The following is a 22,923-nucleotide window of genomic DNA, read 5'->3' as shown; positions in this document are numbered from 1 at the left end:
TCAGAAGCGGTAGTTGACGGAGGCACCCACCATGCGCGGTGCCAGCGCGGTGCCGTAGTAAAGCTGCGAGGGCTGCCCGGTGATGGCGGACTGGCTGAAGGAATGGAAGCGGCTCATCTCGGTGCGGGTGTTGAGCGCGTTCTTGACGTAGAGGCTGTAGTCCCAGGCACCGGACTTGAGCCCGGCGCGCAGGTTCAGCAGGTGCAGCGCGTTCACCATGCGGGTGTCCGGGTCGTAGCCCTGTGTGCCCTCGCTGCCGATGCGGGCGTAGCCGCTGGCGAACTGGTAGTCCGCCCGCACGAAGGCGGCGCCCACGCTGCCGAGCTGCCAGCCGTATTCGGCGCCCAGGGCGGCGGTCCATCGCGGCGTCGGCAGCGCATCGCCCGACTTGACCAGGTACTGCACCGGCGAGAGCCCCAGCGTGAAGCCGGCGTTGGTCACCGACTGGCTGTACTCGGCCTTGTCGTAGCCGAGCGAGGCCGACAGCGTCAGCGCCTTGCTGGCCTTGACCTGGAGCTCCATGTCGAAGCCCTTGCTCGTGGCGGCACCCATGTTGGCGATGTAGCCGAAGCCGCAGGTCGGCAGTTCGACCTGGGTCTGCACGTTGCTCCAGCGGATCAGGTAGAGGCTGCCGCTGAGCTGGGCCGCGCCGTCGGCGAGGGTCTGCTTGGAGCCCAGTTCATAGCTCCAGACCGAGTCGGACTTGTAGAGCAGCGGTTCGACATTGGTCCCGCCCAGGTTGTTCAGGTCGGTCTGGCAGGTCGGGTTGGTCGCCAGCGAGGCGTTGACGCCGCCGGAGCGGAAGCCCTTGCTGACCGTGGCGTAGTAGAGGCTGTCCTGCGTGGCCTGGTAGGACAGGCCGACCTTGGGCGTCACCGGATGCTCCTGGCCGCTGCCGGTGTAGCGGGCCGGGCCGCCGGACCACCAGCCGCCCAGCGTGCTGTCGAAGGAGTTCGTAATGCGGGTCAGGCGCAGGCCCAGCGAGGCCGTGAGGCTGGGCATCAGCTTGTAGCTGGCCTCGCCATAGAGCGCCTGTTCGGTGGTCTTGTAATGGTCGTCCTCGGTGTAGCTGACGTTGCCCAGCGGGTCGTTGGGGTCGTAGAGCGAGCCGCCGCCGCCCCACAGCGCGTCATAGACCGAGGAGACCGCCGCCACGTTCTCGTAGATGTATTCGGCAAAGCCTTGGCGGGCGACCTGGAAGTAGGCGCCGGCAATCCAGGACAGGCGCGCTTCCTTGCTGTCCTTGGAGGTCAGGCGGATCTCCTCGGTCCAGGTGTTCTGCGTGTTGCGCGTCAGCGAGTTGGCCGTGCCCATGCCTTTTTTCGTCGGCAGCGGCTGGTCGAGGGCGGCGATCGGGAACCCGGCCGGCACCATGAGCTGGTTCAGGATCTCGCGGCCTTCGCCGAAGTTGGAGTAGTCGTCGGTGCGGTCTTCCGTGCGCTTGAGGTGAGAGACGATGCCCTTCAGGTTGAAGGCATTGAAGTCGTAGTCCGCCGTCAGCGCCGCGATGCCGAAGCGGTCATGGTTGGGCTGCGCGATGTTGGCGTTGGTCTTGTCCAGGCCCAGGGATTCGGCATAGGTGGCGCGGTCGGCCCGCTTGACGTCCTGGTAGTAGTAGGACGGCGTCAGGGTCAGCTCGTCGGTGGGGGTGAACTTCACGGCCAGGCGCGCCACGCGCGAGTTGCTGGCATTGACGTTGCGCTTGACCAGGTCGCCCGTGGTCGGCGAGTAGGCGTCCACATAGCCGCCCTCGTGCCGCTGCCACAGGCTCAGGCGAAAGCCCGCCAGGTCCGTGGCCAGCGGCGCATCGAGCACGACACCGGCTTCGGCACTCGGCGCCCCGCCCTGCCAGCCGGCCACCTCGGTATGCGCCAGGCCGGTGAGCTCGCCGCGCAGCTTCGGCGCGGCCGTGATGAAGCGCACCGCGCCGCCCTCGGAGCTGGAGCCGTAGAGCGTGCCCTGCGGGCCGCGCAGCACCTCGACCCGGTCCAGGTCGAAGAGCTTGGGCGTCGGGTCGCCCGCGCACAGGATGGGGCAGCCCTCGATGTTGGCGATCTGCACCGGCACGTCGTCGATGTAGATGCCCGTCGTCGCGGCGCCGACCAGGGAGCTGATGCCGCGGATGGAGATGTTCGATTCGCCGGAGGGGTCGGGGCTGCTGAGCGTCAGGCCCGGCGTGGCGCGGCTGATGTCGGTCAGGTCGCGCACGCTCTGCTTTTCGAGCGCGACGGCATTCATGGCCGCCACGCTCATGGGCACCTTGCTGATCACCTGCTCGCGCCGCTGCGAGGTCACCACCACGGTGTCCAGCTTGTTGAGGTCGTCGTTGCCGCGGTCGGCCTGGGATGCAGCGGCGCCCGGCGCCTGCGGCGCGCTTTGCGCCCATGCGCTGGACACGCACAGGGCGCCCGCGGCGAGGGCGAGGAGGGCGGGGGCTCGTCGTGTGGTTCTCATGGAAGTCCTAGGTTTTGAAGAGGCGGTGTGAAGACCGCTCAATGGCGTGACTTGAAGGACAGCCACATGCGGTTGAGCTGGCGGTTGATCTCGAAGGTGCCCAGCGTGGCCAGGCCCAGCCGGTCGATGGCGGCGGCGTCGAGGTAGAGCGCCTTGTTGTCGCGGATCTCGGGGCGCACATGGGCGCTGGCGGCCGGCACCGCGGTCGGGAACATGATCTGGTTGACGATGCCGGCGCTGACCTGGGGGTCCAGCACGTGGTTGATCCAGCGGTAGGCGGCGTCGGTGTGGGGCGCGCTTGTGGGCACCGCCATCACGTCGATCCAGACCACCGAGCCTTCACGCGGCAGCACATAGCGCACCTCGAATGGTTTGCCCGCCGCACGCGATGCCCGCACGGCCTGGGTCAACTCGCCCGAATAGCCGGCCGCCAGGCAGATGTCGCCCTGGGCCAGGTCGTTGTTGTAGCTGGTCGTGTTGATCTGCGTGATGTAGGGGCGCACGCGGCGCAGCAGCTCGAAGGCCACCTTCAGGTCTTCGGCGGTCATCTGGTCGGTGCGGCGCCCCAGGTAGGCCTGCGCCAGGGACACCATGTCGCCCGGCGAGTCCAGTACCGACACGCCGCAGGCCTTCAGCTTGGAGACGTATTGGGGGTCGAAGAGCAGGGCCAGGCTGTCCAGCGGCGCCTCCGGCCCGAGAATCTCGCGCACCTTCTGCACGTTGATGCCCAGGCCGTTGGTGCCCCAGGCCCAGGGCACCACGTAGTTGTTGCCGGGGTCGATGGTCGCCAGCTTGGCCATCAGGGCCGGGTCGAGCTGCTTCAGGTTGGGCAGGCGCCGCTTGTCGAGCTTCTGGAAGATGCCCGCGGCGATCTGGTTGCGCACATAGGCCGCGCTGGGCACCACCACGTCATAGGCGGTGCGGCCGAGCAGCAGCTTGGACTGCAGCAGCTCGGCGCTGTCGAACACGTCATAGTTGACCTTGATGCCCGTGGCCTTCTCGAAGCTCGGGATGGTGTCCGGGCCGATGTAGTCCGCCCAGTTGTAGAGGTTCAAGGTCTTCTCTGCCTGCGCCTGCGCACCGACGGCGCCGCCCCCAAGGGCCAGCCCCAGCACACCCACCCACAGAGATCGCCACAAACCGAGCATCAGTCCCTCGCCATGGCAAACAGACGGCCCTCGGGAATGCGGGCGGCGTCGATTGCTTGTCCCATTCTGTGAGCGGCTGAAGCCCGGGCCTGTCCGCGTCGCGGTGGACAAGCGGGGGACACCGGCCTGGGACAAACCCAGGCTTGGCCCCATGCGCCCCATTAGTTGCATCAACCACCAAGTAAGCTGTGATTTGCCGTCATTGATTGCAAGCAAGCCGCTCCCTCAGGATGCGCACTCCCAGCCGCGCTACGGCTGCCCTGCCATCGGCGTGGATGGCGTGCCGGAGCCGCACCCTGCAAGGGCGTGAGCCCGAGCCAGCCAGGCGCAACGAGAACAACATGCAACCCGTCGCAACGACCCCTTATCTACGCATCGACCAGGTGGTGAAAGACTTTGGCGGCGGGGCCGTGGCCGTCAACGGCGTCTCGGTCGACATCGAGCGTGGCGAGATCTTTGCGCTGCTGGGCTCATCGGGTTGCGGCAAGACCACGCTGCTGCGCATGCTCGCCGGCTTCGAGGCGCCCACCAGCGGCCGCATCGTGCTGAACGGCCGGGACCTGGCCGGCCTGCCGCCCCATGCCCGGCCGATCAACATCATGTTCCAGAGCTATGCGCTGTTTCCGCACATGAGCGTGTGGGACAACATCGCCTACGGCCTGCGCCGCGAGGACTGCGCCAAGGCCGCGATCGCCGAACGCGTGGAGGCCATGCTGAAGCTGGTGCAGCTGGGCAGGTTCGCGCAGCGCAAGCCGCACCAGCTCTCCGGCGGGCAGCAGCAGCGCGTGGCCCTGGCGCGCAGCCTGGCCAAGCGCCCGCAGCTGCTGTTGCTGGACGAGCCGCTCGGCGCGCTCGACAAGAAGCTGCGCGAGGAGACGCAGGTCGAGCTGGTCAACATCATCCACGAGGTCGGCGTGACCTGCGTGATGGTCACGCACGACCAGGAAGAGGCCATGACCATGGCCTCGCGCATCGCGGTGATGAGCGAGGGCAGGATCCTTCAGGTCGGGTCGCCGGCCGAGATCTACGAGGTGCCGGGCACGCGCTTCGTTGCGGACTTCATCGGCAATGTCAACCTGATGGACGGCCATCTCGGCACCGACGAACCCGATCACGTGATCGTCGACTGCGCGGACTGCCAGCACCTGGTCGGCCACGGCATCAGCGGCAGCCTCGGCATGCCTTTGGCGGTTGCGCTGCGCCCCGAGAAGATCGCGCTCTCCAGGCAGGCACCCGCCGACACGCGCTTCAACTGCGTGCAGGCCACCATCAGGGACCGCGCCTACTTCGGCGCCTACACCGTCTATCACCTGCAGACCGCGAGCGGGGCCCTGCTGAAAGTCTCGATGGCAAACACCGAAAGGCGCCATGACGAGATGCTCCATCCCGGCGAAGGCGTCTGGGCCACCTGGACCGACAGCGCGCAGATCGTGCTGAGCCATTGACGCATGGACCGATCAAGTCCGAGAACACGCATAAAGAAACCACCCTGCCCATGCCAAGCACCGTCTTCGAGCGCCTCGCGCCGGCCCCCCACCTGATCGACGCCGCGCTGGCCGGCAGCGTGCAGCGCACCTACTGGCTCGATGAACTGCCGGGCCGGCGGGCATTCCCTGCGCTCGAAGGCAGCGCCCCGGCCGGCCTTGCCATCGTTGGCGGCGGATATCTGGGCCTGTGGACGGCGATCCTGGCGAAGGAGAGGCACCCCGAGCTGGACGTCGTGCTGCTGGAAGCCGACCGCATCGGCGGCGCGGCCTCGGGGCGCAACGGCGGCTTCTGCGAGGCCAGCATCACCCACGGCGAGGAAAACGCCTTGCAGCGCTGGCCGGAGGAGGTCGACCAGCTGCGCGCCCTCGGCGAGCAGAACCTGGACGAATTCGAAGCCACGCTACGCCGCTACCAGATCGACTGCGATTTCGAGCGCACCGGCGTGCTGACCGTCGCGGTCGAGCCCCACCAGGCGGAGCAGCTCCGCGCGCACGATGACGGCCATCTGTCGCAGGACGATGTCCGCGCCGAGGTCAACTCGCCCACCTATCTGGCCGGCCTCTGGGAACGCGAGGGCTGCGCGCTGGTGCACCCCGGCAAGCTGGCGGTGGGCCTGACGCAGGTCGCCTCCGAGCTGGGCGTGCGCCTCTTCGAGCAATCGCCCGTGAAGGGCATGGCCAGCAAGGGCGCAAAGATGCGGCTGGCCACGCCGACCGGCACCGTCCTCGCCGATCGCGTGGTGCTGGCAACTAATGCCTTTCCTTCGCTGCTGAAGCGCTTCCGCTTCCACACGGTGCCGGTCTACGACTATGTGCTGATGACCGAACAGCTCTCGGCCGCGCAGCTCGAAGCCGTCGGCTGGCGGCACCGGCAGGGCATTGCGGACATGGGTAACCAGTTCCATTACTACCGCCTCACGCGTGACAACCGCATCCTGTTCGGCGGCTTCGACGCCATCTACCACTTCGGCGGCAAGGTGCGCCCCGAGCACGAGGCGCGGCCTGAGTCCTTCCGCAGGCTCGCCAGCCACTTCCTGACGACCTTCCCGCAGCTGCAGGGCATCCGCTTCACGCACCGCTGGGCCGGCGCAATCGACACCTCCTCGCGCTTCTGCGCCTTCTTCGTTCAATCCCATGGCGGCCGCGTTGCGCAGGCGACCGGGTTCACCGGCTTGGGCGTTGGCGCCACGCGTTTCGCGGCCAATGTGCTGCTGGACCGCCTCTTCCGGCTCGACACCGAACGCACGCGGCTGCGCATGGTGCGCGAGGTGCCCATGCCCTTCCCGCCCGAGCCGATCGCCTTCGCCGTGATCTCCGCCGTGCGCCGCGCGCTGAACAAGGCCGACCACAACCACGGCAAGCGCGGCCCGCTGCTGCGGGTGCTCGACGCCCTGGGCCTGGGTTTCGACTCCTGACCCCTCCCTCACCCCACCAAGGACCACGATGCCTGACCTGGCCACCCTCCTCTCGAACCAAGGCGTTCAAGCCGCGTCGGTCGTGCTGGCCTACGAAGACCTGCCGCCCGAGCGGACCCTGGCCGGCCGCGTCCGGGTCGGCACCGCCGTGCTGGGCGAACTGGGCGGGCGAACCATCGGCGTCTGGGAGATCTCGCCCAGCGTCAGCACCGATGTGGAGAGCGAGGAATTCTTCGTCGTGCTAGCGGGTGAAGGCACGATCCAGTTCTCGGACGGGTCGCCCGACCTGGTGCTGCGGGCCGGCGTGGTCGGGCGGCTCGCCGCCGGCGCCGCCACGACCTGGACGGTGACGCAGACGCTGCGCAAGATCTACATCGTTTGATACGCCTTGGATGCCGGACTGAACATGAACCTCCGAATGAACTACATCAACGGGCGCTGGCAGCCTGCCGTCAGCGGCGCCACCCGCGAGATCACCGACCCCGCCAACGGTGAAACCATCGGCCTCGTCGCCGACAGCGATGCCGACGACGCCCGCGCCGCCATCGCAGCCGCCAAGCACGCTTTCTATGCGGACGGCCGCTGGCGCCGCACGCCCGCGCCCAAGCGCGCGGAACTGCTGCTGCGCGTGGCCGACGCGATCGGCGACCGGGCCGACGAACTGGCGCGGCTCGACTCGCGCGACAACGGCAAGCCCCTGCGCGAGGCGCGTTGCGACATCGACGACGCGGCCGCCTGCTTCCGCTACTACGCCGGCCTGATCGGCGCGCCGCAGGGCGGCGTCTACGAGGTCAGCGACGCCTTCGGGCCGATGCACGCCTTCTCCATGCACGAGCCGGTGGGCGTCTGCGCGCAGATCACGCCCTGGAACTACCCGCTGCTGATGGCCACCTGGAAGCTCGCCCCGGCCCTGGCCGCAGGCAATTGCGTGGTCTTCAAGCCCAGCGAGCTGACGCCGCTGTCCGCCATCGCGCTGTTCGAGATCTTCGAGCAGGCGGGCCTGCCGCCCGGAACCGCGAACCTGGTCCTGGGCATTGGCGCCACCGTGGGTGCCGAGCTCGCAGCGAGCCACGACGTCGACATGATCACCTTCACCGGCAGCACGCCGACGGGCCAGGCCATTGCCCGCGCCGCGGTGGGCAACCTCAAGAAGGTCGGCCTGGAGCTGGGCGGCAAGTCGCCCAACATCGTCTTCGCCGATGCCGACCTGGAGGGGGCGGTCGAGTGGGCCATGATCGGCGTCTTCTTCAACCAGGGCGAGGTGTGCTCGGCGGGCGCGCGCATCCTGGTCGAGGAATCCATCAAGGACCGCTTCGTCGGGCGACTGGCCGAGCGGGCCCGGGCCATAACCATCGGGCGCGGGCTGGAAGACCCCGACATCGGCGCCATCGTCTCGCAGGCGCAGCTGGACAAGATCCTGGGCTTCGTCGAGCGCGCGCAGGCGCAGGGCGCGCGGCTGGTGTGCGGCGGGCAGCGCCATGTCGCGGGCGACTGCGCCAAGGGCCTCTTCATGCAGCCCACCCTCCTGGACGACTGCACCCCCGACATGGAAATCGTGCGCGAGGAGGTGTTCGGCCCCGTCGCCTCGATACAGACCTTCAGGACCGAGGCCGAGGCCATCCAGATGGCCAACGACACGCGCTACGGCCTGGCCGGCGGCGTGTTCACCACCGACGGCGCGCGCGCGCTGCGCGTGGTGCGCGAATTGCGCGCAGGCATCACCTGGATCAACTGCTACAACCCGACCTTCAACGAAGCGCCCTGGGGCGGCTACAAGATGAGCGGCTACGGGCGCGAACTGGGCGTCAACGGCCTGCTGGAGTACCAGCAGGTCAAGCAGGTGAGCACCAACCTCAGGCCGGGCCCGGTCGGCTGGTACACGCGGTGAAGGGGCGCGCCGGCCGGGCCCGGTTGGCCTGGGCCGCCTGGGCCGTTGTTGCCGGCCGCCGCCGGCCAACGCCACAAGTCCAGGCACCCGGCGTCAAGTCCTCGGGACCTGCTGGATGTGCATCTTCAATCGGTATTCACCGGGCCCAGCTTCCTGATCCAGCGACAAGCTGAAGCGCCACGACGCGCCGCCCTGCGTCTTGACGAAGCTGCGGCGCAGCTTGGCGCCGTCGGATTGCACAGCCCAGGCTTGCGCACCGGCCGTGGCCGCGGCGGCATCCAGGAACTGATCGGGGCTGGTCCTGATCTCCAGGCGACCGCTGATTTCCCATTGCCGCGCGTCGCCCTGATCGACAACCCGCAGCCACGACGCGCTGGCCTGCAGGAGTTCGGTCAGGTCGGGCATGCGGTGGGTCGCCAACTGGCCGGAGCCACCGGCGCCGTCGGCACGCCACTCATACTCGATGAAGCAGGCCACGCTCTGCGCACGCAGCCGGCCCACGTCGCGGTCCACCACATGGAGCGCGCCATCAATACCGGCCGACAGGCCGCCCGTTGTGAGGATCCTGCCGCTGTCCACATAGCGCCTGTCGGTCACCACATGGGCCTTGGGAAACAGCTTCGCCAACTGGGGATTGGCGCCGGCCGTCGTGGTGGCGGCCTGGCCACCCAGCAAACCTGCCCGGCCCAGGATGAAGGCGCCGGTGCATACCGCCATCACCGTGCGGACCTCGCCGCTGCACGGCAAGCTGCAGACCATCAAGGCGCTGATCGTCAACATCCGCGCGGCCTTACAGCATGTGAAGGCAATTGCGGAGCAGTTGCCGCGGGTCGATCGCTGGGCCACGCTCGTGCGCTACATCTGCCAGCGCATCGCGCCGTCCATTGCCCCTTCGCCGCCGCTCAACGCGCTGCCAGCGACGGGGTAACTGCCGGATCTAGGTTGAAACGCCATCGCCCTCCCACAGCACCAGCATGACAAGGTATTGCGGGTAGGTCAGGCCCACCGCGGCCATGGCCGGCTTGTAGGTCTGCAGCATGGCCAGGGAGCTCGAGTACAGCGCAAAGCAGAGCTTGTCGTCGAGCGTCGGGAACCCTCCCGTCTTGGATGCCATGCAGATCCTCCCTTGTTGCTCAAACCATTAGAGAAGGCCCGGGCGACGGCGCGTCCAACGCCAGGCGGGTGACGGCCGTCAGCGCGTCAGCCAGCGCCGGATGGCGTGGCTGGCGGCGTCCACGCCCACGACGAGCAGGCCCATGGCCAGCAGCACGGTGGCCGTCTTGTGCATCTGGAACAGACTGAGGTGGAACAGCAGCATCTGGCCCAGGCCGCCCGCGCCGACGACGCCGAGCACAGTGGCGGCGCGGATATTGTTCTCCCAGCGGTAGAGGGTGTAGCTCAGCAGCTGCGGCAGCACCTGGGGCAGCGTCGCGTACAGCAGCACGCGCGCAGCGCCCGCGCCCTGGGCGCGCAGCGCCGCGGCCGGGCCGGGTGGCGCGTTCTCGAGTGCCTCGGCAAACAGCCGGCCGAGCACGCCGCTGGTGTGGATGGCCAGCGCCAGTGTGCCGGCGAAGGGCCCCAGACCGGCGCCGATGATGAGCATGGCAGCCCAGACCAGCTCGGGCACCGAGCGCAGCGCGTTCAGCAGCAGCCGCGCCGGGCCGCGGGTGCGCGCTGCGTCACCCGCATGCAGCCGGGCCGCCGGCAGGGCCAGCAGCAGGCCGGCCGCAGCGGCCAGCAGCGTGCCCAGGGCCGACATGGCCAGCGTCTCCCAGGCGGCGGCCGCGGTCTTGGCGACGAAGTCTGGCGCCAGCTCGGGCGGCGCGAACTCGGCCAGGAAGCCGCCCATGCTGGCCAGCGCCTCGGGCGTGGCCAGGGCCGCGAGATGCAGGTCCAGCGACAGGAAGCTGGCGGCGATCAACACGAGCACGCCCGCCACCAGCCAGCAGGCACGGCAGCGCGCGCTGAACAGCGGTGGCGGCAGGCGGTCGGGGCGCGACATCGTCATCCCAGCGCTTTGCGCAGACCGGCGCTGAGCTTGTCGGCCAGCGCGACGAGGGCGACGAAGACCGCCAGCATCGTCAGCACCTCGCCACCGGCGAACATCTTCAGCGAGCCGTCCATCAACTGGCCCAGGCCGCCCGCGCCGACGAAGCCGAGCACCATAGAGCTGCGGATGGCGCACTCCCAGCGGTAGACGGTGTAGCTCGTCAGCTCGGCGGCGTTCTGCGGCAACAGGCCGTAGGCAAAGGCCTGCAGCCGGCCCGCGCCATTGCGCAGCAGCGTCTGCGTGACCTGGGCGTCGCCGCTCTCCAGGATCTCGGCATAGACCTTGCCCAGCATGCCGGCATAGGTCAGCGCGATGGCCAGCACGCCGGCCGCCGGCCCCAGGCCCACGACGCGCACGAACACCAGCGCCCAGACCAGCTCGGGCACGCTGCGCAGCGCGACGAGCACGAGGCGCACCAACTGGCGCAGCACCAGAGGCAGCGCCGCCATGCGCCCGCTCAGGCCCGACACCGACAGCGCGCGCGTGGCCGCCAGCGTCAGCGGCACGGCCAGCAGCAGGGCCAGCGTGACACCGGCCGTGGCCATCGCGACGGTGGCCCAGGTCTCGCGCGCCACCTGCAGCAGGAAGCCGGCGCCCAGGGCCGGCGGCAGGAAGCTGCGCAGGAAGCCGCCGGTCACGCGCAGCGACTCGGGTTCCAGCAGCAGCCAGGGCTTGAACTCGGTGGCCACCAGCAGCGGCCACAGCAGCACCAGGGCCGCCAGCATGGCGCCCAGGCGGCCCCGCCAGGCGGGGTCGTGGCGGGCAGGGTTCAGCGGCATTGCATCGCCACGCGCGCCGGCTCGGTGAGCGCCCCGGCCTGCGGCGCCGCGCCGCCATGCAGCTCGTCCTCGTGCTGGGCATACAGGCGCGCCAGCAGCTCGGGCGTGACCTCGGCCGCCGGCAGGTCGAACACCAGCCGCCCGTCGCGCAGGCCGACGATGCGCGGGAAATGCGCCAGCGCCGTGTCCACCTGGTGCAGCGTGGCCACCAGCGTCACGCCGCGCGCGCCGGCCTCGCGCGCCAGCGCCGCGATGGCGCGCTCGGCGCGGGCCGGGTCCAGGGCCGACAGCGGTTCGTCCACCAGCCACAGCCGCGCCGGCGCCACCAGCGCACGCGCCAGGCCGACGCGCTGGCGCTCGCCGCCCGAGAGCCGGTCCACCCGCTCGAACAGCTTGTCGCCGAGCTCGAAGACTTCCAGCGCCGCATCGGCCGCCGGGATGTCGACCGGGTAGAACAGCGAGCGCAGCGCCGTGCCCAGGCTCCAGGCCGGCAGCCGGCCGGCCAGCACGGCCGTCACGACGCGCTGGCGCGGCGGCAGCGGCGGCACCTGGGGCAGCAGGATCAAGCGGCCACGCAGCCGCTGCAGCTCACCGCCCGGCAGGGCCCAGGGGTCGGCGCCGTCCACGCGCAGCGCGCCGGCCGATGGCGGGCGGGCGCAGGCCAGCACCTCCAGCAACGTCGTCTTGCCGGCGCCCGAGGGGCCGATGACGGCGATCTGCTCGGCCTCGGCGATGTCGAGGCCGATGCCGGTCAGCGCATCGGCCGCGCCGCGCCGTGCCGTCGCGTGGCGGGCGGACAGGCCTTGCAGGGACAGCTTCACAACGTCTTAGAGCAGACCGGCACTCTTGGCGGCGGCCTCGATGCCCTTGTAGTTCTCGGGCTGGGTCGGCACGAAGCGCGTCGCACGCTGCAGCTCCAGCACCTCCTTGCCTTCGGCCGTGTCGCGCGACAGCGCCAGCAGCGCCTGCTTGAGCTTCTCGCGCAGCGCGGCCGGCATATCGGCGTGCACGCTCCAGTTGTAGTCGTAGTAGGTCGGCGTCGTGAAGAAGACGCGCACCTTGGCGGTGTCGACCTTGCCGTCGGCCACCAGCTTCTCCCACACCGAGATGTTCAGCGCGCCGGCCTGCACCTTGCCCGCCGCGACGGCGGCGACGGTCGCATCGTGCGCGCCGCTGAAGGCCACGTGCTTGAAGTCCTTCTCCGGGTTCAGGCCGGCCTGCAGCAGGAAGCTGCGCGGCATCAGGTGGCCCGAGGTGCTGCTGGGCGAGCCGAAGCTGAGGTCCTTGCCCTTCAGGTCGGTCAGGGTCTTGATGGCCGGGTCGGTCGTGATGAAGACGGAGCGGAAGCGCGTGTCCTCCTCGCGCTGCACCAGGGGGATGATCTTGCCACCCGAGCGCGCATTGGCCTGCACGAAGGTGAAGCCGCCGAACCAGGCCAGGTCCACCTTGCGGTTGACCAGGGTCTCGACGGCCGCTGCGTAGTCGGTGACCGGCGTGTACTCGACCTTCACGCCGAGCTTGGCCTCCAGGTACTTCATCAGCGGCCCGGCCTTGCGCGCCAGCTCGGTGGGCGACTCGTCGGGGATGGCCGTGACGCGCAGCACCTGCTGGGCCTGCACGACACCGGCGGCGGCAAGCAGCAGGCCGCCGAGCAGGGCGCGGCGCAGGGGCGAAAGACGGGACATGACGAACTCCATGAGGTGACGTTTTGGCGGCCTTGCACTCTAGCTGCTCACGCAGCTGCGGAACCCCGCCGGCACATCGCTGCGCGTGGCCGGGAAGAAGTTGCGGTAGCGTGGGTGGCGCAGGCGCGGCTGGGTGCAGTGCGAGGCGCCGCGCAGCACCGGGCGGCCGTCGAACCAGGGCGCGGAGTAGTCGCGGTAGGGATGGGGCAGGAAGCCGTCGAAGGGCGCGAAGGGGCTGGCCGTCCACTCCCACACATCGCCCCAGCGGAAGTCCGCCCGTTGCGTGCAGGCGGCACGCTCCCACTCGGCCTCGGTCGGCAGGCGCCGGCCCGCCCAGCGGCACCAGGCCTCGGCCTCGTGTCGGGTCAGATGGCAGGCTGCCAGCGCGAGGTCCAGGGCCTGCCATTCGCCGTTCAGCCACTGCCGCCAGCGACCACCGTCGCGGCGCAGATGGCGCGGCGCGGCCAGGCCGCAGGCCTCGACGAAAGGCAGGTATTCGGCCCAGCGCACCGCCTGCGCATCGATGCGGCAGGCCGGCAGCGCCACCTCGTGGGCGGGCAGCTCGTTGTCGAACGCGAAGCCCGCGCCGGCGGCGCTGCCGAGGCGCCAGGGCCCCGCGTCAAAGGCCAGGGCCGGCGGCGGCTCGGGCAGCGGGCGGGCCTGCCAGCGTTCGTCGTCCACCGGCAAACCCAGGCCGCGGGCCATGTAGAGCGCGGCCTCGTGGTGCATGTCCTCGTGCAGCAGCGCGAGACGGAAGAAGTAGAGCGCGTCGTCATCGTCGCCGGCCTGGCGCAGCAGGGCCAGCGTGCGCGCGAGCTGGCGTTCGAGGTCATCACGCGTCGCGGCCACATCGGGCAGCGGCAGCTGCCAGCGGCTGTCGTGCGGCACGGTGCTTGAGTTGTAGAGGGCGTCGGCGCCAACCCGCAGCGGTGCAAGGCGGGGCGCGTCGGGGTCGGCCCGCCAGCCGCGCCCGCGCTCGGGGTTGCGCGCGATCCAGAACTCCTGGAACCAGCCGATATGGCCCAGCTCCCACAGCGGTGGGTTGAGCTCGGGCCGCAGCGGCACGGCCAGCCCCGGCAGCGCGCGCTCGCAGGCAGCAAAGCGGGCCAGCGTGTCGGCGCGGCTGGCCCGCAACGCCGCGGCCAGCGCTGCGGGTCCGCCCTGGCGGGCATCGCGGGCGGCCGGCGTTAGGCTCGCGTCGTGCATCGTGAATCCCTCGTCATCGTGACCCCGGCGCTGGCCCAGGCCAACAACGGCAACTGGCAGACCGCGCAGCGCTGGGCGCGGCTGCTGCGGCCAGCTTACCGCGTGTGCCTGGCCGCGCAGTGGCAGGCCGGCGATGAGGGCAGCCTGCTGATCGCCCTGCATGCACGCCGCTCGGCGGCCTCGCTCGAGGCCTGGCGCGCGGCCCACCCGGCGCGCCCCGCCGTGCTCGTGCTGACCGGCACCGACCTCTACCGCGACATCGCCAGCGACGCCAGCGCGCAGCGCTCCTTGGAGCTGGCCGATGCCCTCGTCGTGCTCAACGAGCTCGGGCCCCTGGGCCTGCCCGAGGCGCTGCGCGCCAAGACCCGCGTCGTGCTGCAGTCCTGCGCGGAGCGCGCGCCGCTGGCCCACACGCGGCGGCATCTGCGCGCGCTGATGGTCGGCCACCTGCGCGACGAGAAGGACCCGCGCACCTTCTGGCGTGCCGCGCGCCGGCTGGCGCAGCGGCCCGACATCCGGCTCGACCACATCGGCACAGCCCTCGACCCCGCCCTCGGCGCCGAGGCCGCCGCGCTGGCGGCCGCGCGGCCGCAGTTCCGCTGGCTGGGCGGCCTGGCGCATGCGGCCACGCGCCGCCATATCCAGGCCGCCCATGTGCTGGTGCATGCCAGCCGCATGGAGGGCGGCGCCCATGTCGTCATCGAGGCCATCCGCAGCGGCACGCCGGTGCTGGCCTCGCGCATAGACGGCAACCTCGGCCTGCTGGGCCAAGCCTACGAAGGCGTGTTCGACCCCGGCGACGACGCGGCGCTGGCAACCCTGATCGCACGCGCCCGCGACGATGCCGATATGCTGCCCCGGCTCACCGCCCAACTGGCCCCGCGCGCCGCGCTGTTCGCGCCCGAGGCCGAGCGGGCCGCCCTGCATCGCCTCATTGCCGAACTGACCACCGCATGAACGCACCTGCCTGCCCCGCCCCCGCCGCCGAACCCCGCCTCACCTCGCTGTCGCATGGCGGCGGCTGCGGCTGCAAGATCGCACCGGGCGTGCTGTCCGAGATCCTGAAGGGCACCGCGGCGATGCCGATCCCGAAGGAACTGCTGGTCGGCATCGAGACCGCCGACGACGCGGCCGTCTACCAGCTCAACGACGAGCAGGCCCTGATCGCGACGACGGACTTCTTCATGCCCATCGTCGACGACCCCTTCGACTTCGGCCGCATCGCCGCGACCAACGCCATCAGCGACGTCTACGCGATGGGCGGCAAACCCATCCTCGCACTGGCCCTGGTGGGCATGCCGATCAATGTGCTGTCCACGCAGACCATCGGCCGCGTGCTGGAAGGCGGTGCCTCGGTCTGCCACGCGGCCGGCATCCCGATTGCCGGAGGCCACACCATCGACTCGGTCGAGGCCATCTACGGCCTCGTCGCCCTCGGCCTCGTCCACCCCCGGCGCGTCAAGCGCAATGCCGACGCGCGGCCGGGCGACATGCTGGTGCTGGGCAAGCCGCTGGGCGTGGGCGTGATGAGCGCGGCGCTGAAGAAGGAGCAGCTCGGCGCCGAGGGTTATGCCCGCATGATCGACACGACGACGAAACTGAACACGCCCGGCCCCGAGCTGGCCGAGCTGCACGGCGTGCATGCGCTGACCGACGTGACCGGCTTCGGCCTGGCCGGCCATGCCCTCGAGTTGGCGCGCGGCGCCGGCTGCACGGTCGAGCTCGACTGGCGCGCCGTGCCGCTGCTGCCCGGCGTGCGCGAACTGGCCCAGCGCGGCTTCGTCACCGGTGCCTCGGGCCGCAACTGGGCCGGCTATGGCCAGGACGTCGAACTGCCGGCCGGCTTCGCCGCCGAGGACCGCGCGCTGCTGACCGACCCGCAGACCAGCGGCGGCCTGCTCGTGTCCTGCGAGCCGGCGGCCGTGGACGCGGTATTGGCGGCCTTCGCCCGCCACGGCTTCGGCGCCGCAGCCGTCGTCGGCCGCGTGCTGCCGCGCCAGGGCCGGGCGCTGCAGCTGGCCTGAACGATGGCCTGGGCGCTGTTGATCGTGGCCGGCCTGTGCGAGGTCGGCTGGGCCATAGGCCTGAAATACACCGAGGGCTTCACGCGGCTGTGGCCCAGCGTCTTCACCGTGCTGGCGATGATCGTCAGCCTGTGGCTGCTGGGCCTGGCGATGAAGACCCTGCCCGTGGGCACGGCCTATGGCGTCTGGGTGGGCGTGGGCGCGGTTGGCACGGTGCTGCTGGGCATCGTGTTGCTGGGCGAGCCGGCCACGGTGGCGCGCCTGGCCAGCGCCGGCCTCATCGTGGCGGGCATCGTCGGCTTGAAGCTGTCGTCGCCATAGAGCCCAGCCGGTTCGGGTTGCGCCCCACGGTTGACATCCGATCGCCTGCGCTGCCGTCAAGCACCGTTTGCTGACCAGCGTCGGCGATTCGACAGGCAGGCCCCGGGCGGCAAATCCTTGCTGCGAACATGAAACGCCTTGACACAAGTGCCGAGGATCCCAAGACTGCGTGAACGCGCTCAGCGCGCGCCATCGGGAGCATGCCGTGAACCCACCTGTGCGCCGTCGAAGCCTTCTCCTTGGGTCGGCAGTACTCGCGTCTCCCTGGGCCTGCCTGTGTCCGGCGTGGGCGCAATCGCCCGGCCCGATCAGCGTGCCAGTGATTGACCGCCTGAACATCAAGGTTCTCACCGACAGCAGCTATGACACGCCGCGGCCGACCGCTTCCCCGTGGGTGAAGGCCCGTCGAATCGGGTTCTCGGCACCCGGCAACTTCCGCAAGACGCTGCACAACGAGTGGGGACTTGCCTTGGCGCTGGAATCCCAGGCCGGCAGTCAGACGCGCAACCTGATGCTCGACTTCGGCTACACCTTCGCGGCGCTGGCCAACAACATGGACATCATGGGCGTCGACCCGTCCAAGGTGCAGGCCCTGATTCTCAGCCACGGCCACTTCGACCACTTTGGTGGCCTCATTGAGTTCCTTCAGCAAAACCGCGCCAAGCTGCCGGCCTCGCTGACGCTGTATGCCGGCGGTGAGGACAACTTCTGCCGTCGCGTGAGCGCGGGCGGCACGCCGGGGCAGTTCTCCGAGTCCGGCGTGCTCGACCGCCGGGAGCTCGCGGCGCTGAAGGTTCGCGTCGTGCTCTGCCCCACACCGACCGTGATCGCCGACCAGGCCTTCACGACCGGCGTGATCGAGCGGAATTCCTTCGAGCGCGTGCTGCCCAATACATGGGTCGACTACTCGATCAAGGACGGCCTCGGCTGCGACATTCCAGCTGCCGCGGAGAAGGCCCGAGGCAAGCCCGTTCCCGACGAACACCTCAACGAGCATGCCACCTGCTTCCATCTCAAGGACCGCGGGTTGATCGTGATCTCGTCCTGCGGTCATTCGGGCATCGTGAATTCCACGCGGCAGGCGATGAAGGTCTCCGGGGTCGACAAGGTGCACGCCATCGTCGGCGGCTTCCATCTCTTCCCTGCGGATGAGGCCTATCTGAAGCAGACCGTTGCCGAGCTAGGCAAGTTGAATCCCGACGTGCTGATCCCCATGCATTGCTCCGGGCCGGGCCTGCTGGCCGCGCTGCGCAGCATGATGCCCGAGCAGGTCGTGCCTTCGACGACGGGTACCGAATTCACGTTCGGTGCTTGACGCCCGCGCGGGTAGCCCTGTGAGGCAGACGAGGCGGCGGAGCACGGCGCGGCTCCCCGCGTGGGCCCTCGGCCTGTGGGCTGCATTCGTCTTGGGCGACGCATGCGCTCAACAAGCCGGCAGTGAGCCCCTGCGGACCGACGCCGCGCGACTGATGAATGAACTCATGACCGGAACCGGGCCGATCGGCGGTCCATTCCTGCTCACCGACCAGAACGGTCGACGCGCGGGACCGGCACGCTGGCGCGGCAAAGTGGTGCTGATGTACTTCGGCTACACCTTCTGCCCGGACGCTTGTCCGACCGACCTGAGCAACATCAGCGCAGCGATAGAAGACCTGGGGCCCGACGGAATCAAGGTCCAGCCCGTGTTCGTCACGCTCGATCCGCTCCGCGACACACCGGAGATGCTCGGCGGCTACATGAAGAGCTTCAACCCCCGCTTTGTCGCTCTTGGCGGGACCGAAGAAGAGGTGCGCCGCGTTGCGCTGTCGTACAAGGTGTACTACGAAAAGGTGAGGCCGCCCGGATCGGGCTACTACCTGATCGACCACACCTCCTTCACCTATGTCTTGAACACGGCCGGGAAGTACGTGGGCTACTTCCCTCCCGGGACAAGTGGAAAGCGCATCTCCGAACAAGTCAGAGCGCTGCTGCCCGCGGCTTCGCCGTAGCACCTCACGGGGCATGCGGCTCCGCGCCTCCATCCACGGCCATCTGAACCGCATCGGCCCGGGATGCCTGACCTCAACGCGGCAAAGCCGCCACGGCCCCGAGCCGCGCCAGGTCTTCCCGGGCACGCTCGCGCACCTCGGCGATGCGGGCCGTCAGCCAGCCCACCGCGAACCAGGCGGCGGGCTCGCTGGCCAGCAGGGCCCGGTAGTGCTCGCGGGCGACGCCGAGGTCGTTGATATCGCCCAGGCCCTGCTGGGCCGCGGCCAGCGCCTGCAGATGCCGGGCCGCGGCCTTGCGCGGCAGCAAGGGCGCGAAGAACTCCATCGCATAGCGCTGGCGCTTCACGCGCTTGCGCAGCTCGTGGACGGCCGGCGCGTCGAGTTCGTCGAAGGCCCGGCAGCTCTCGGCCAGGCCCTTGTGCCAGCGGCGCAGGCGCCGGCGGGCGAGGCGCTGCAGCGTGTCCGGCGCCGGCGCGGCCGGTGCGTCCTGGTCTAGCGCGACGCGCCAGGCGATCCAGGCCAGCAGCAGGCGCTGCGTGCCGACGGCGCGCACCAGGGCCACGGGGTCGGGCGCATCGGCCGCGCCGGGCAGCGGGCCCAGCGCCGGCGCACCGGCGAGCGCCAGTTCGGCCGCCACGCCACTGCCGAGCACGTCGCGGTCGCGCGCCACCCCCAGCTCGGCGAACAGCGCGCGCAGGCCGTCGACAAGGTCTGCCGGCGGCTCGGCCACCCAGGCCCGGAAGGCGCGCAGCGCGGCGCGCAGCCGGCGGATGCCGACGCGCAGCTGGTGCACATGCTCGGCGCGCAGGGCCGGGTCGCCCTCGGCCAATCCGATGGCGTTGCGGCCGATCTGGTCGAGGCACTCGTCCAGCACGGCGCCGAAGGCCGCCGACGCGCCGGCTTCCGCCGCATAGACCGGTGCCTCGGCCTTGCGCAGCGGCGCCTGGGGCGCGCCGGCCGCGAGGCGATGGCCGCGCTCGGCCTTGTTGCGCGGGTCCAGCACGAGGCCGAAGCGGGCGCGCCAGCGCTCCACCAGGGCCAGCATCGCGACGGGCGAGCCCGACACCAGCTCGAACTCGACCTCGCGCAGCCTTTGCACCGCGCCGGCCGCCATCAGCCGGCCCTCGTCCAGCGCGATGTCGACGACGGCGCCGCGCGTGCGCACGCGGCGCGTGAGCCGGCGCAGCTGGGTCTGGAAGCGCACGCCGGCCTCAAGGCCCTCCTCTCGCGCCTGGGCCAGCAGCGCGAGCAACTCGCGGCCGGGCCCGGTGCCGGCATGGGCGGCGGGATCGGGGCCGGCATCGGGGCGCACGACCTCGTGCTCGAAGCGTTCCAGCGCGCCGCCGCGCGCAGCCTTCAGCGCCTGCACCCAGCGCCCGCCCTCGCGGCGCATGCGCCAGGCCAGGCCGGCTCGCGCCAGGCGCAGGTCGGGCGTGTCGAGATAGGCGTCGCTCAGCCACATGCGCCGCGGCCGGCCGCGCGCCGCCAGCTCGGCCGCGAGCGCGGCGCGCGCCTCGGCGGGCACGAGGAACTTCAGCTCGATCTCGGCGTTGGCGTCCAAATCGGTGACTCTACCGCGCCTGGCGGGATTCACGACACATGCAGCCAGGGTACTCCGGGCCAAGCCATCACGGGCCGGGCGCCGGACCTGGGGCCTATGCCGGCCTGGTCTGGTCCGCCTTGCGGTCGGCGGCCACCTTGACGGCATGCGGGCGCTCGCCGATCAGCTTGGCATAAGGCTTCCAGTCCACGCCGGCGGTGGCCAGGAAGTCTTCGCCGTAGATGGCCTTGGTGGTCATGGCCACCAGCGGCAGGCTGACCCAGCCGGCGCAGTCGGCCATCGTGAACGTGTCGCCGGCCAGATAGGGGCCGAATTTGGCCAGGCGCTTGAAGGCGGCGATGTTCTCGGGCAGCACCCGGGCCACGCGCTTCTTCGTGCCCTCGCTGACCTGGCCGCCGAAGAAGGCCTCGGGGTAGAGCTCGCGCACGACCAGTTCGAGGTGCAGCTCGACGAAGGTGATCAGTTCGCGCACCTTGGCGGCCTGGAAGGGGTCGGCGGGGAGCAGGCGCGGCGTGTCGGGGTAGGCGGCTTCGAGATATTCGACGATGACCTGGCTCTCGCACAGCGCGCCCCGTGGCGTCTTGATGAAGGGCACCTTGCCCAGCGGCGAGCAGCTCAGCACGGCCTCGTCGTGCGAGTGGGTCTTGACATGCTCCTCGGTGAAGGGGATGCCCTTCTCCAGCAGGACCAGCTTGACCTTGTTGTAGTAGTTCGACAGCGGGATGCCGCACAGCGTGATCATGGAAGTCTCCTTGAGGGGTGCCGCAGTCTATGCAGCAGGGCGCGCCGGTTCTGGCGCCGACGCGACATCAGCGGCTGACGAGCACGATGCCCGCCGCCAGCGCCACCAGGGCCGCCACCAGCCGAGCGCTGATGCCCTCGCCGAGCAGCAGCGCGCCGGCCAACAGGCCGAACAGCGGCGTGCTGAGCGTGAACACGGCCAGCTTGGTGGCCGCGTAATGGCGGATGAGCCAGAACCAGGCGAGATAGCTCGCAAAGGACACGATGACGGCCTGGAAGCCGAACAGGCCGAGCAGGCGCGGCGACCAGTGCAGCGGCAGGGCCTCGCCGGCGAGCACGGCCGCCGCGCACAGCGCGAGGGCGGACACGCCGAGCTGGTAGAGCAGCGTCTTCTCGGCCGGCGCCGCACCCAGCCGCGTGGCGCGGATGGCCAGCGTCGTGCCGCCCCAGAGCACGGCCGCGGCCACGCCCAGCGCGTCGCCCCACCATTGCAGCGGGCCGAGCGGCGCCGAGAAGCCCTCCGCGAACGCGAACGCCACCGCGCCGAAGGCCAGCAGCAGGCCGGCCCATTGCCGGGCCGCCAGCTTCTCGCCATGCGCGATCCACGGCATGCCCAGCGCAACGACGAAGGGCGACAGGTAGATGAAGACGACCATGCGCGAGGCGCTGGTGTATTGCAGGCCGATGAAGATGCAGGCGAACTCGGCCGCGAACAGCGCGCCGGCCAGCAGCCCGCCCCACAGGCTGCCGTCGCGCTCGAACAGGCGGATGCCGCGCGACAGCGACCACAGCCAGACGAGCAGCGCAGCCAGCGCCGAGCGCAGCCCCGCCTGCCACAGCGGCCCGATCTCGGTCAGCCCGGCCTTGGCGGCGACCTGGTTGATGCCCCATAGGAAGCAGCACAGCAGCAGAAGCGCGATGGCGCGGGGGTCGAGATGGGACTGGCGGGACAGGGAGCTCATGCTGCGTATGCTGCCAGCATGTTCGAAGTGACGATTGTTGGCGGCGGCGTGATGGGCGCCGCCACGGCCTGCTTCCTCGCCCGCGACCACGGTGCCACGGTGACCGTCGTCGAGCGCGAACCCTCCTACGCGCGAGCGTCTAGCTCGCTGTCGCTGAGCTCCATCCGCCAGCAGTTCTCGCAGCCGGTCAACATCGCGCTGTCGCGCTGGAGCCTGGGCTTCCTGCGCCGCGTGGCGGACGAGCTGGCCGTGGCCGACGAGCGCCCGGCCATCGGCCTGGTCGAGCCGGGCTATCTCTACCTCGCGACCGAGGCTGGCGCGCCGACCCTGCGCGAGCTGCACGCGTGCCAGCGCGCCGAGGGCGTGGACGTGGTGCTGCTGGCGCCGGCCGAACTCGCGGCACGCTTCCCCTGGCTGGCCGTGGACGACCTCGCGCTCGGTTCGCTCGGCCTGAGCGGCGAGGGCTGGTTCGACGGCCCGGCCCTGCACCGCGCCTTCCGGCGCAAGGCCCAGGCCTGCGGCGCGCGCTTCGTCACGGCCGAGGCCACCGGCTTCGACACCGCCGGCGAGCGCGTGACCGCCGTGCGCTGCGCCGACGGCTCGCGCATCGAGGGCGATGCCGTCGTCATCACGGCCGGCGCCTGGAGCGCGCCGCTGGGCCGGGCGCTCGGCGTCGAGCTGCCCGTGCACGCGAAGAAGCGCGATGTCTTCGTGCTGGAGACACCTGCCGCCCTGCCCGGCTGCCCGCTAGTCATCGACCCAAGCGGCTTCTGGTTCCGCACCGAGGGCGCGCTGATCCTGGCCGGCGGCCCGCCGCGCAGCGAGGATGCCGACGAGCTGCCGCTGGACGCCATCGACCATGGCCTGTTCGACGCGCTGCTGTGGCCGACGCTGGCCGCCCGCGTGCCGGCGCTGGAGGCGCTGCGCCTGCGCTCGGCCTGGGCCGGCTACTACGAGATGAACGCCTTCGACCACAACGGCCTGGCCGGCCGGCTGCCGGGCTATGCGAACGCCTTCACGGCCTGCGGCTTCTCGGGCCACGGCATGCAGCAGGCGCCGGCTGTAGGCTGGGCCATGGCGAGGCTGATCGCGGGGCAGGATGCGCCGCTGATCGACGCGCTGGCACCGCAGCGGCTGCGCGACGGCAAGCCACTGCTGGAAGCCAACGTCATCTGAGCGCCCCGCGGGGCCGCATGCCGCGTTGCGGCCGGCGA

22 protein-coding genes and 1 pseudogene are annotated in these 22,923 nt (G+C 70.5%); 11 read left to right on the top strand and 12 right to left on the bottom strand.

Features of this window, described 5'->3' with window-relative positions:
- The gene (locus EV671_RS01590) at positions 1–2,454 is read right to left on the bottom strand and encodes a TonB-dependent receptor (protein ID WP_132569329.1); all 2,454 of its coding nucleotides are present in this window, start codon (positions 2,452–2,454) and stop codon (positions 1–3) included.
- A gap of 38 nt (positions 2,455–2,492) precedes the next feature.
- Entirely contained in the window at positions 2,493–3,593 is a 1,101-nt protein-coding gene (locus EV671_RS01585; RefSeq protein WP_165917443.1) for an extracellular solute-binding protein, read from the bottom strand.
- 350 nt (positions 3,594–3,943) lie between these two features.
- Between EV671_RS01585 and EV671_RS01580 the strand changes: the two genes are divergently transcribed.
- From EV671_RS01580 to EV671_RS01565, 4 genes are read left to right on the top strand one after another with little or no spacing between them, the layout of a single operon-like run.
- The gene (locus EV671_RS01580) at positions 3,944–5,047 is read left to right on the top strand and encodes an ABC transporter ATP-binding protein (RefSeq protein ID WP_132569325.1); all 1,104 of its coding nucleotides are present in this window, start codon (positions 3,944–3,946) and stop codon (positions 5,045–5,047) included.
- A 50-nt stretch (positions 5,048–5,097) separates the two neighbouring features.
- Positions 5,098–6,504, top strand: a complete 1,407-nt coding sequence (locus tag EV671_RS01575; RefSeq protein ID WP_132569323.1) for an NAD(P)/FAD-dependent oxidoreductase — start codon at positions 5,098–5,100, stop codon at positions 6,502–6,504.
- Positions 6,505–6,532: 28 nt separating this feature from the next.
- On the top strand, positions 6,533–6,886 hold the full coding sequence (locus EV671_RS01570; protein ID WP_132569321.1) for a cupin domain-containing protein: 354 nt from the start codon (positions 6,533–6,535) through the stop codon (positions 6,884–6,886).
- 36 nt (positions 6,887–6,922) lie between these two features.
- Positions 6,923–8,392: an aldehyde dehydrogenase family protein gene (locus EV671_RS01565; protein ID WP_243655532.1), complete on the top strand. Its 1,470-nt coding sequence runs from the start codon at positions 6,923–6,925 to the stop codon at positions 8,390–8,392.
- Between the two features lie 93 nt (positions 8,393–8,485).
- Here the strand turns inward: EV671_RS01565 and EV671_RS01560 are convergent, their stop codons facing one another.
- Positions 8,486–9,109, bottom strand: a complete 624-nt coding sequence (locus EV671_RS01560) for a helix-turn-helix domain-containing protein (protein WP_132569317.1) — start codon at positions 9,107–9,109, stop codon at positions 8,486–8,488.
- On the opposite strand from EV671_RS01560, the gene EV671_RS01555 reads away from it, so the two are divergent.
- A complete protein-coding gene (locus EV671_RS01555) occupies positions 9,096–9,320 on the top strand; it encodes a hypothetical protein (RefSeq protein WP_132569315.1) in 225 nt (74 codons plus the stop codon). The two genes, EV671_RS01560 and EV671_RS01555, sit on opposite strands and share 14 nt — an antisense overlap.
- 15 nt (positions 9,321–9,335) lie before the next feature.
- On the opposite strand, the pseudogene EV671_RS01550 reads toward EV671_RS01555, so the two are convergent.
- The 6 genes and pseudogenes from EV671_RS01550 to senA all read right to left on the bottom strand — a co-directional run.
- A pseudogene (locus EV671_RS01550) lies at positions 9,336–9,506 on the bottom strand (MarR family transcriptional regulator); the annotation flags it as partial.
- Positions 9,507–9,584: 78 nt separating this feature from the next.
- Positions 9,585–10,394, bottom strand: coding sequence for a phosphonate ABC transporter, permease protein PhnE (phnE, locus tag EV671_RS01545; RefSeq protein ID WP_207911067.1), 810 nt, complete (start codon positions 10,392–10,394; stop codon positions 9,585–9,587).
- 2 nt (positions 10,395–10,396) lie between these two features.
- Entirely contained in the window at positions 10,397–11,221 is an 825-nt protein-coding gene (locus EV671_RS01540; protein ID WP_132569311.1) for a PhnE/PtxC family ABC transporter permease, read from the bottom strand.
- The gene (locus tag EV671_RS01535; RefSeq protein ID WP_132569310.1) at positions 11,212–12,042 is read right to left on the bottom strand and encodes a phosphonate ABC transporter ATP-binding protein; all 831 of its coding nucleotides are present in this window, start codon (positions 12,040–12,042) and stop codon (positions 11,212–11,214) included. Before EV671_RS01535 ends, EV671_RS01540 begins: the two co-directional genes overlap by 10 nt.
- Before the next feature lie 6 nt (positions 12,043–12,048).
- Complete coding sequence (locus tag EV671_RS01530) at positions 12,049–12,906, bottom strand: putative selenate ABC transporter substrate-binding protein (RefSeq protein ID WP_132569308.1); 858 nt, start codon at positions 12,904–12,906, stop codon at positions 12,049–12,051.
- 39 nt (positions 12,907–12,945) lie between these two features.
- Positions 12,946–14,112 carry a selenoneine synthase SenA gene (gene senA, locus EV671_RS01525; RefSeq protein ID WP_132569306.1) on the bottom strand — a complete coding sequence of 389 codons (1,167 nt, stop codon included), beginning with the start codon at positions 14,110–14,112 and terminating at the stop codon, positions 12,946–12,948.
- On the opposite strand from senA, the gene senB reads away from it, so the two are divergent.
- The 5 genes from senB to EV671_RS01500 all read left to right on the top strand — a co-directional run bounded on the left by senB (position 14,107) and on the right by EV671_RS01500 (position 18,445).
- Complete coding sequence (gene senB / locus EV671_RS01520; RefSeq protein WP_132569304.1) at positions 14,107–15,069, top strand: selenoneine biosynthesis selenosugar synthase SenB; 963 nt, start codon at positions 14,107–14,109, stop codon at positions 15,067–15,069. The genes senA and senB overlap by 6 nt on opposite strands.
- The gene (selD, locus tag EV671_RS01515; RefSeq protein ID WP_132569302.1) at positions 15,066–16,136 is read left to right on the top strand and encodes a selenide, water dikinase SelD; all 1,071 of its coding nucleotides are present in this window, start codon (positions 15,066–15,068) and stop codon (positions 16,134–16,136) included. The genes senB and selD overlap by 4 nt, the downstream gene beginning before the upstream one ends.
- Positions 16,137–16,139: 3 nt before the next feature.
- Positions 16,140–16,457 carry a quaternary ammonium compound efflux SMR transporter SugE gene (sugE, locus tag EV671_RS01510; RefSeq protein WP_132569301.1) on the top strand — a complete coding sequence of 106 codons (318 nt, stop codon included), beginning with the start codon at positions 16,140–16,142 and terminating at the stop codon, positions 16,455–16,457.
- 319 nt (positions 16,458–16,776) lie between these two features.
- Positions 16,777–17,772, top strand: coding sequence for an MBL fold metallo-hydrolase (locus tag EV671_RS01505; protein WP_207911066.1), 996 nt, complete (start codon positions 16,777–16,779; stop codon positions 17,770–17,772).
- 154 nt (positions 17,773–17,926) lie between these two features.
- Entirely contained in the window at positions 17,927–18,445 is a 519-nt protein-coding gene (locus tag EV671_RS01500) for an SCO family protein (protein ID WP_132569299.1), read from the top strand.
- Positions 18,446–18,518: 73 nt separating this feature from the next.
- Here EV671_RS01500 and EV671_RS01495 read toward each other — a convergent pair whose 3' ends face one another.
- From EV671_RS01495 to EV671_RS01485, 3 genes are all read right to left on the bottom strand, one after another.
- A complete protein-coding gene (locus tag EV671_RS01495; RefSeq protein ID WP_243655531.1) occupies positions 18,519–20,006 on the bottom strand; it encodes a CYTH and CHAD domain-containing protein in 1,488 nt (495 codons plus the stop codon).
- 94 nt (positions 20,007–20,100) lie between these two features.
- A complete protein-coding gene (locus EV671_RS01490; RefSeq protein WP_132569295.1) occupies positions 20,101–20,748 on the bottom strand; it encodes a glutathione S-transferase in 648 nt (215 codons plus the stop codon).
- 67 nt (positions 20,749–20,815) lie between these two features.
- Complete coding sequence (locus EV671_RS01485) at positions 20,816–21,709, bottom strand: DMT family transporter (RefSeq protein ID WP_132569293.1); 894 nt, start codon at positions 21,707–21,709, stop codon at positions 20,816–20,818.
- An 18-nt stretch (positions 21,710–21,727) separates the two neighbouring features.
- On the opposite strand from EV671_RS01485, the gene EV671_RS01480 reads away from it, so the two are divergent.
- Complete coding sequence (locus EV671_RS01480; protein WP_132569292.1) at positions 21,728–22,885, top strand: NAD(P)/FAD-dependent oxidoreductase; 1,158 nt, start codon at positions 21,728–21,730, stop codon at positions 22,883–22,885.
- The last annotated feature ends 38 nt before the right edge of the window (positions 22,886–22,923 follow it).

Source organism: Roseateles saccharophilus (assembly GCF_004342485.1).
In the GTDB taxonomy this organism is placed as follows: domain Bacteria; phylum Pseudomonadota; class Gammaproteobacteria; order Burkholderiales; family Burkholderiaceae_C; genus Pelomonas; species Pelomonas saccharophila.
Note: the sequence above shows the minus strand (reverse complement) of the source record. Positions and strands in the feature narration are given on the sequence as shown.

Coding starts and splice junctions, on each gene's coding strand:
- EV671_RS01580 (WP_132569325.1), top strand. CDS start 3,944: ATGCAACCCGTCGCAACGACCCCTTATCTACGCATCGACCAGGTGGTG.
- EV671_RS01485 (WP_132569293.1), bottom strand. CDS start 21,709: ATGAGCTCCCTGTCCCGCCAGTCCCATCTCGACCCCCGCGCCATCGCG.
- EV671_RS01540 (WP_132569311.1), bottom strand. CDS start 11,221: ATGCCGCTGAACCCTGCCCGCCACGACCCCGCCTGGCGGGGCCGCCTG.
- EV671_RS01530 (WP_132569308.1), bottom strand. CDS start 12,906: ATGTCCCGTCTTTCGCCCCTGCGCCGCGCCCTGCTCGGCGGCCTGCTG.
- sugE (WP_132569301.1), top strand. CDS start 16,140: ATGGCCTGGGCGCTGTTGATCGTGGCCGGCCTGTGCGAGGTCGGCTGG.
- EV671_RS01575 (WP_132569323.1), top strand. CDS start 5,098: ATGCCAAGCACCGTCTTCGAGCGCCTCGCGCCGGCCCCCCACCTGATC.
- phnE (WP_207911067.1), bottom strand. CDS start 10,394: ATGTCGCGCCCCGACCGCCTGCCGCCACCGCTGTTCAGCGCGCGCTGC.
- EV671_RS01480 (WP_132569292.1), top strand. CDS start 21,728: ATGTTCGAAGTGACGATTGTTGGCGGCGGCGTGATGGGCGCCGCCACG.
- EV671_RS01570 (WP_132569321.1), top strand. CDS start 6,533: ATGCCTGACCTGGCCACCCTCCTCTCGAACCAAGGCGTTCAAGCCGCG.
- EV671_RS01560 (WP_132569317.1), bottom strand. CDS start 9,109: ATGGCGGTATGCACCGGCGCCTTCATCCTGGGCCGGGCAGGTTTGCTG.
- EV671_RS01590 (WP_132569329.1), bottom strand. CDS start 2,454: ATGAGAACCACACGACGAGCCCCCGCCCTCCTCGCCCTCGCCGCGGGC.
- EV671_RS01565 (WP_243655532.1), top strand. CDS start 6,923: ATGAACTACATCAACGGGCGCTGGCAGCCTGCCGTCAGCGGCGCCACC.
- selD (WP_132569302.1), top strand. CDS start 15,066: ATGAACGCACCTGCCTGCCCCGCCCCCGCCGCCGAACCCCGCCTCACC.
- EV671_RS01500 (WP_132569299.1), top strand. CDS start 17,927: ATGAATGAACTCATGACCGGAACCGGGCCGATCGGCGGTCCATTCCTG.
- EV671_RS01490 (WP_132569295.1), bottom strand. CDS start 20,748: ATGATCACGCTGTGCGGCATCCCGCTGTCGAACTACTACAACAAGGTC.
- senA (WP_132569306.1), bottom strand. CDS start 14,112: ATGCACGACGCGAGCCTAACGCCGGCCGCCCGCGATGCCCGCCAGGGC.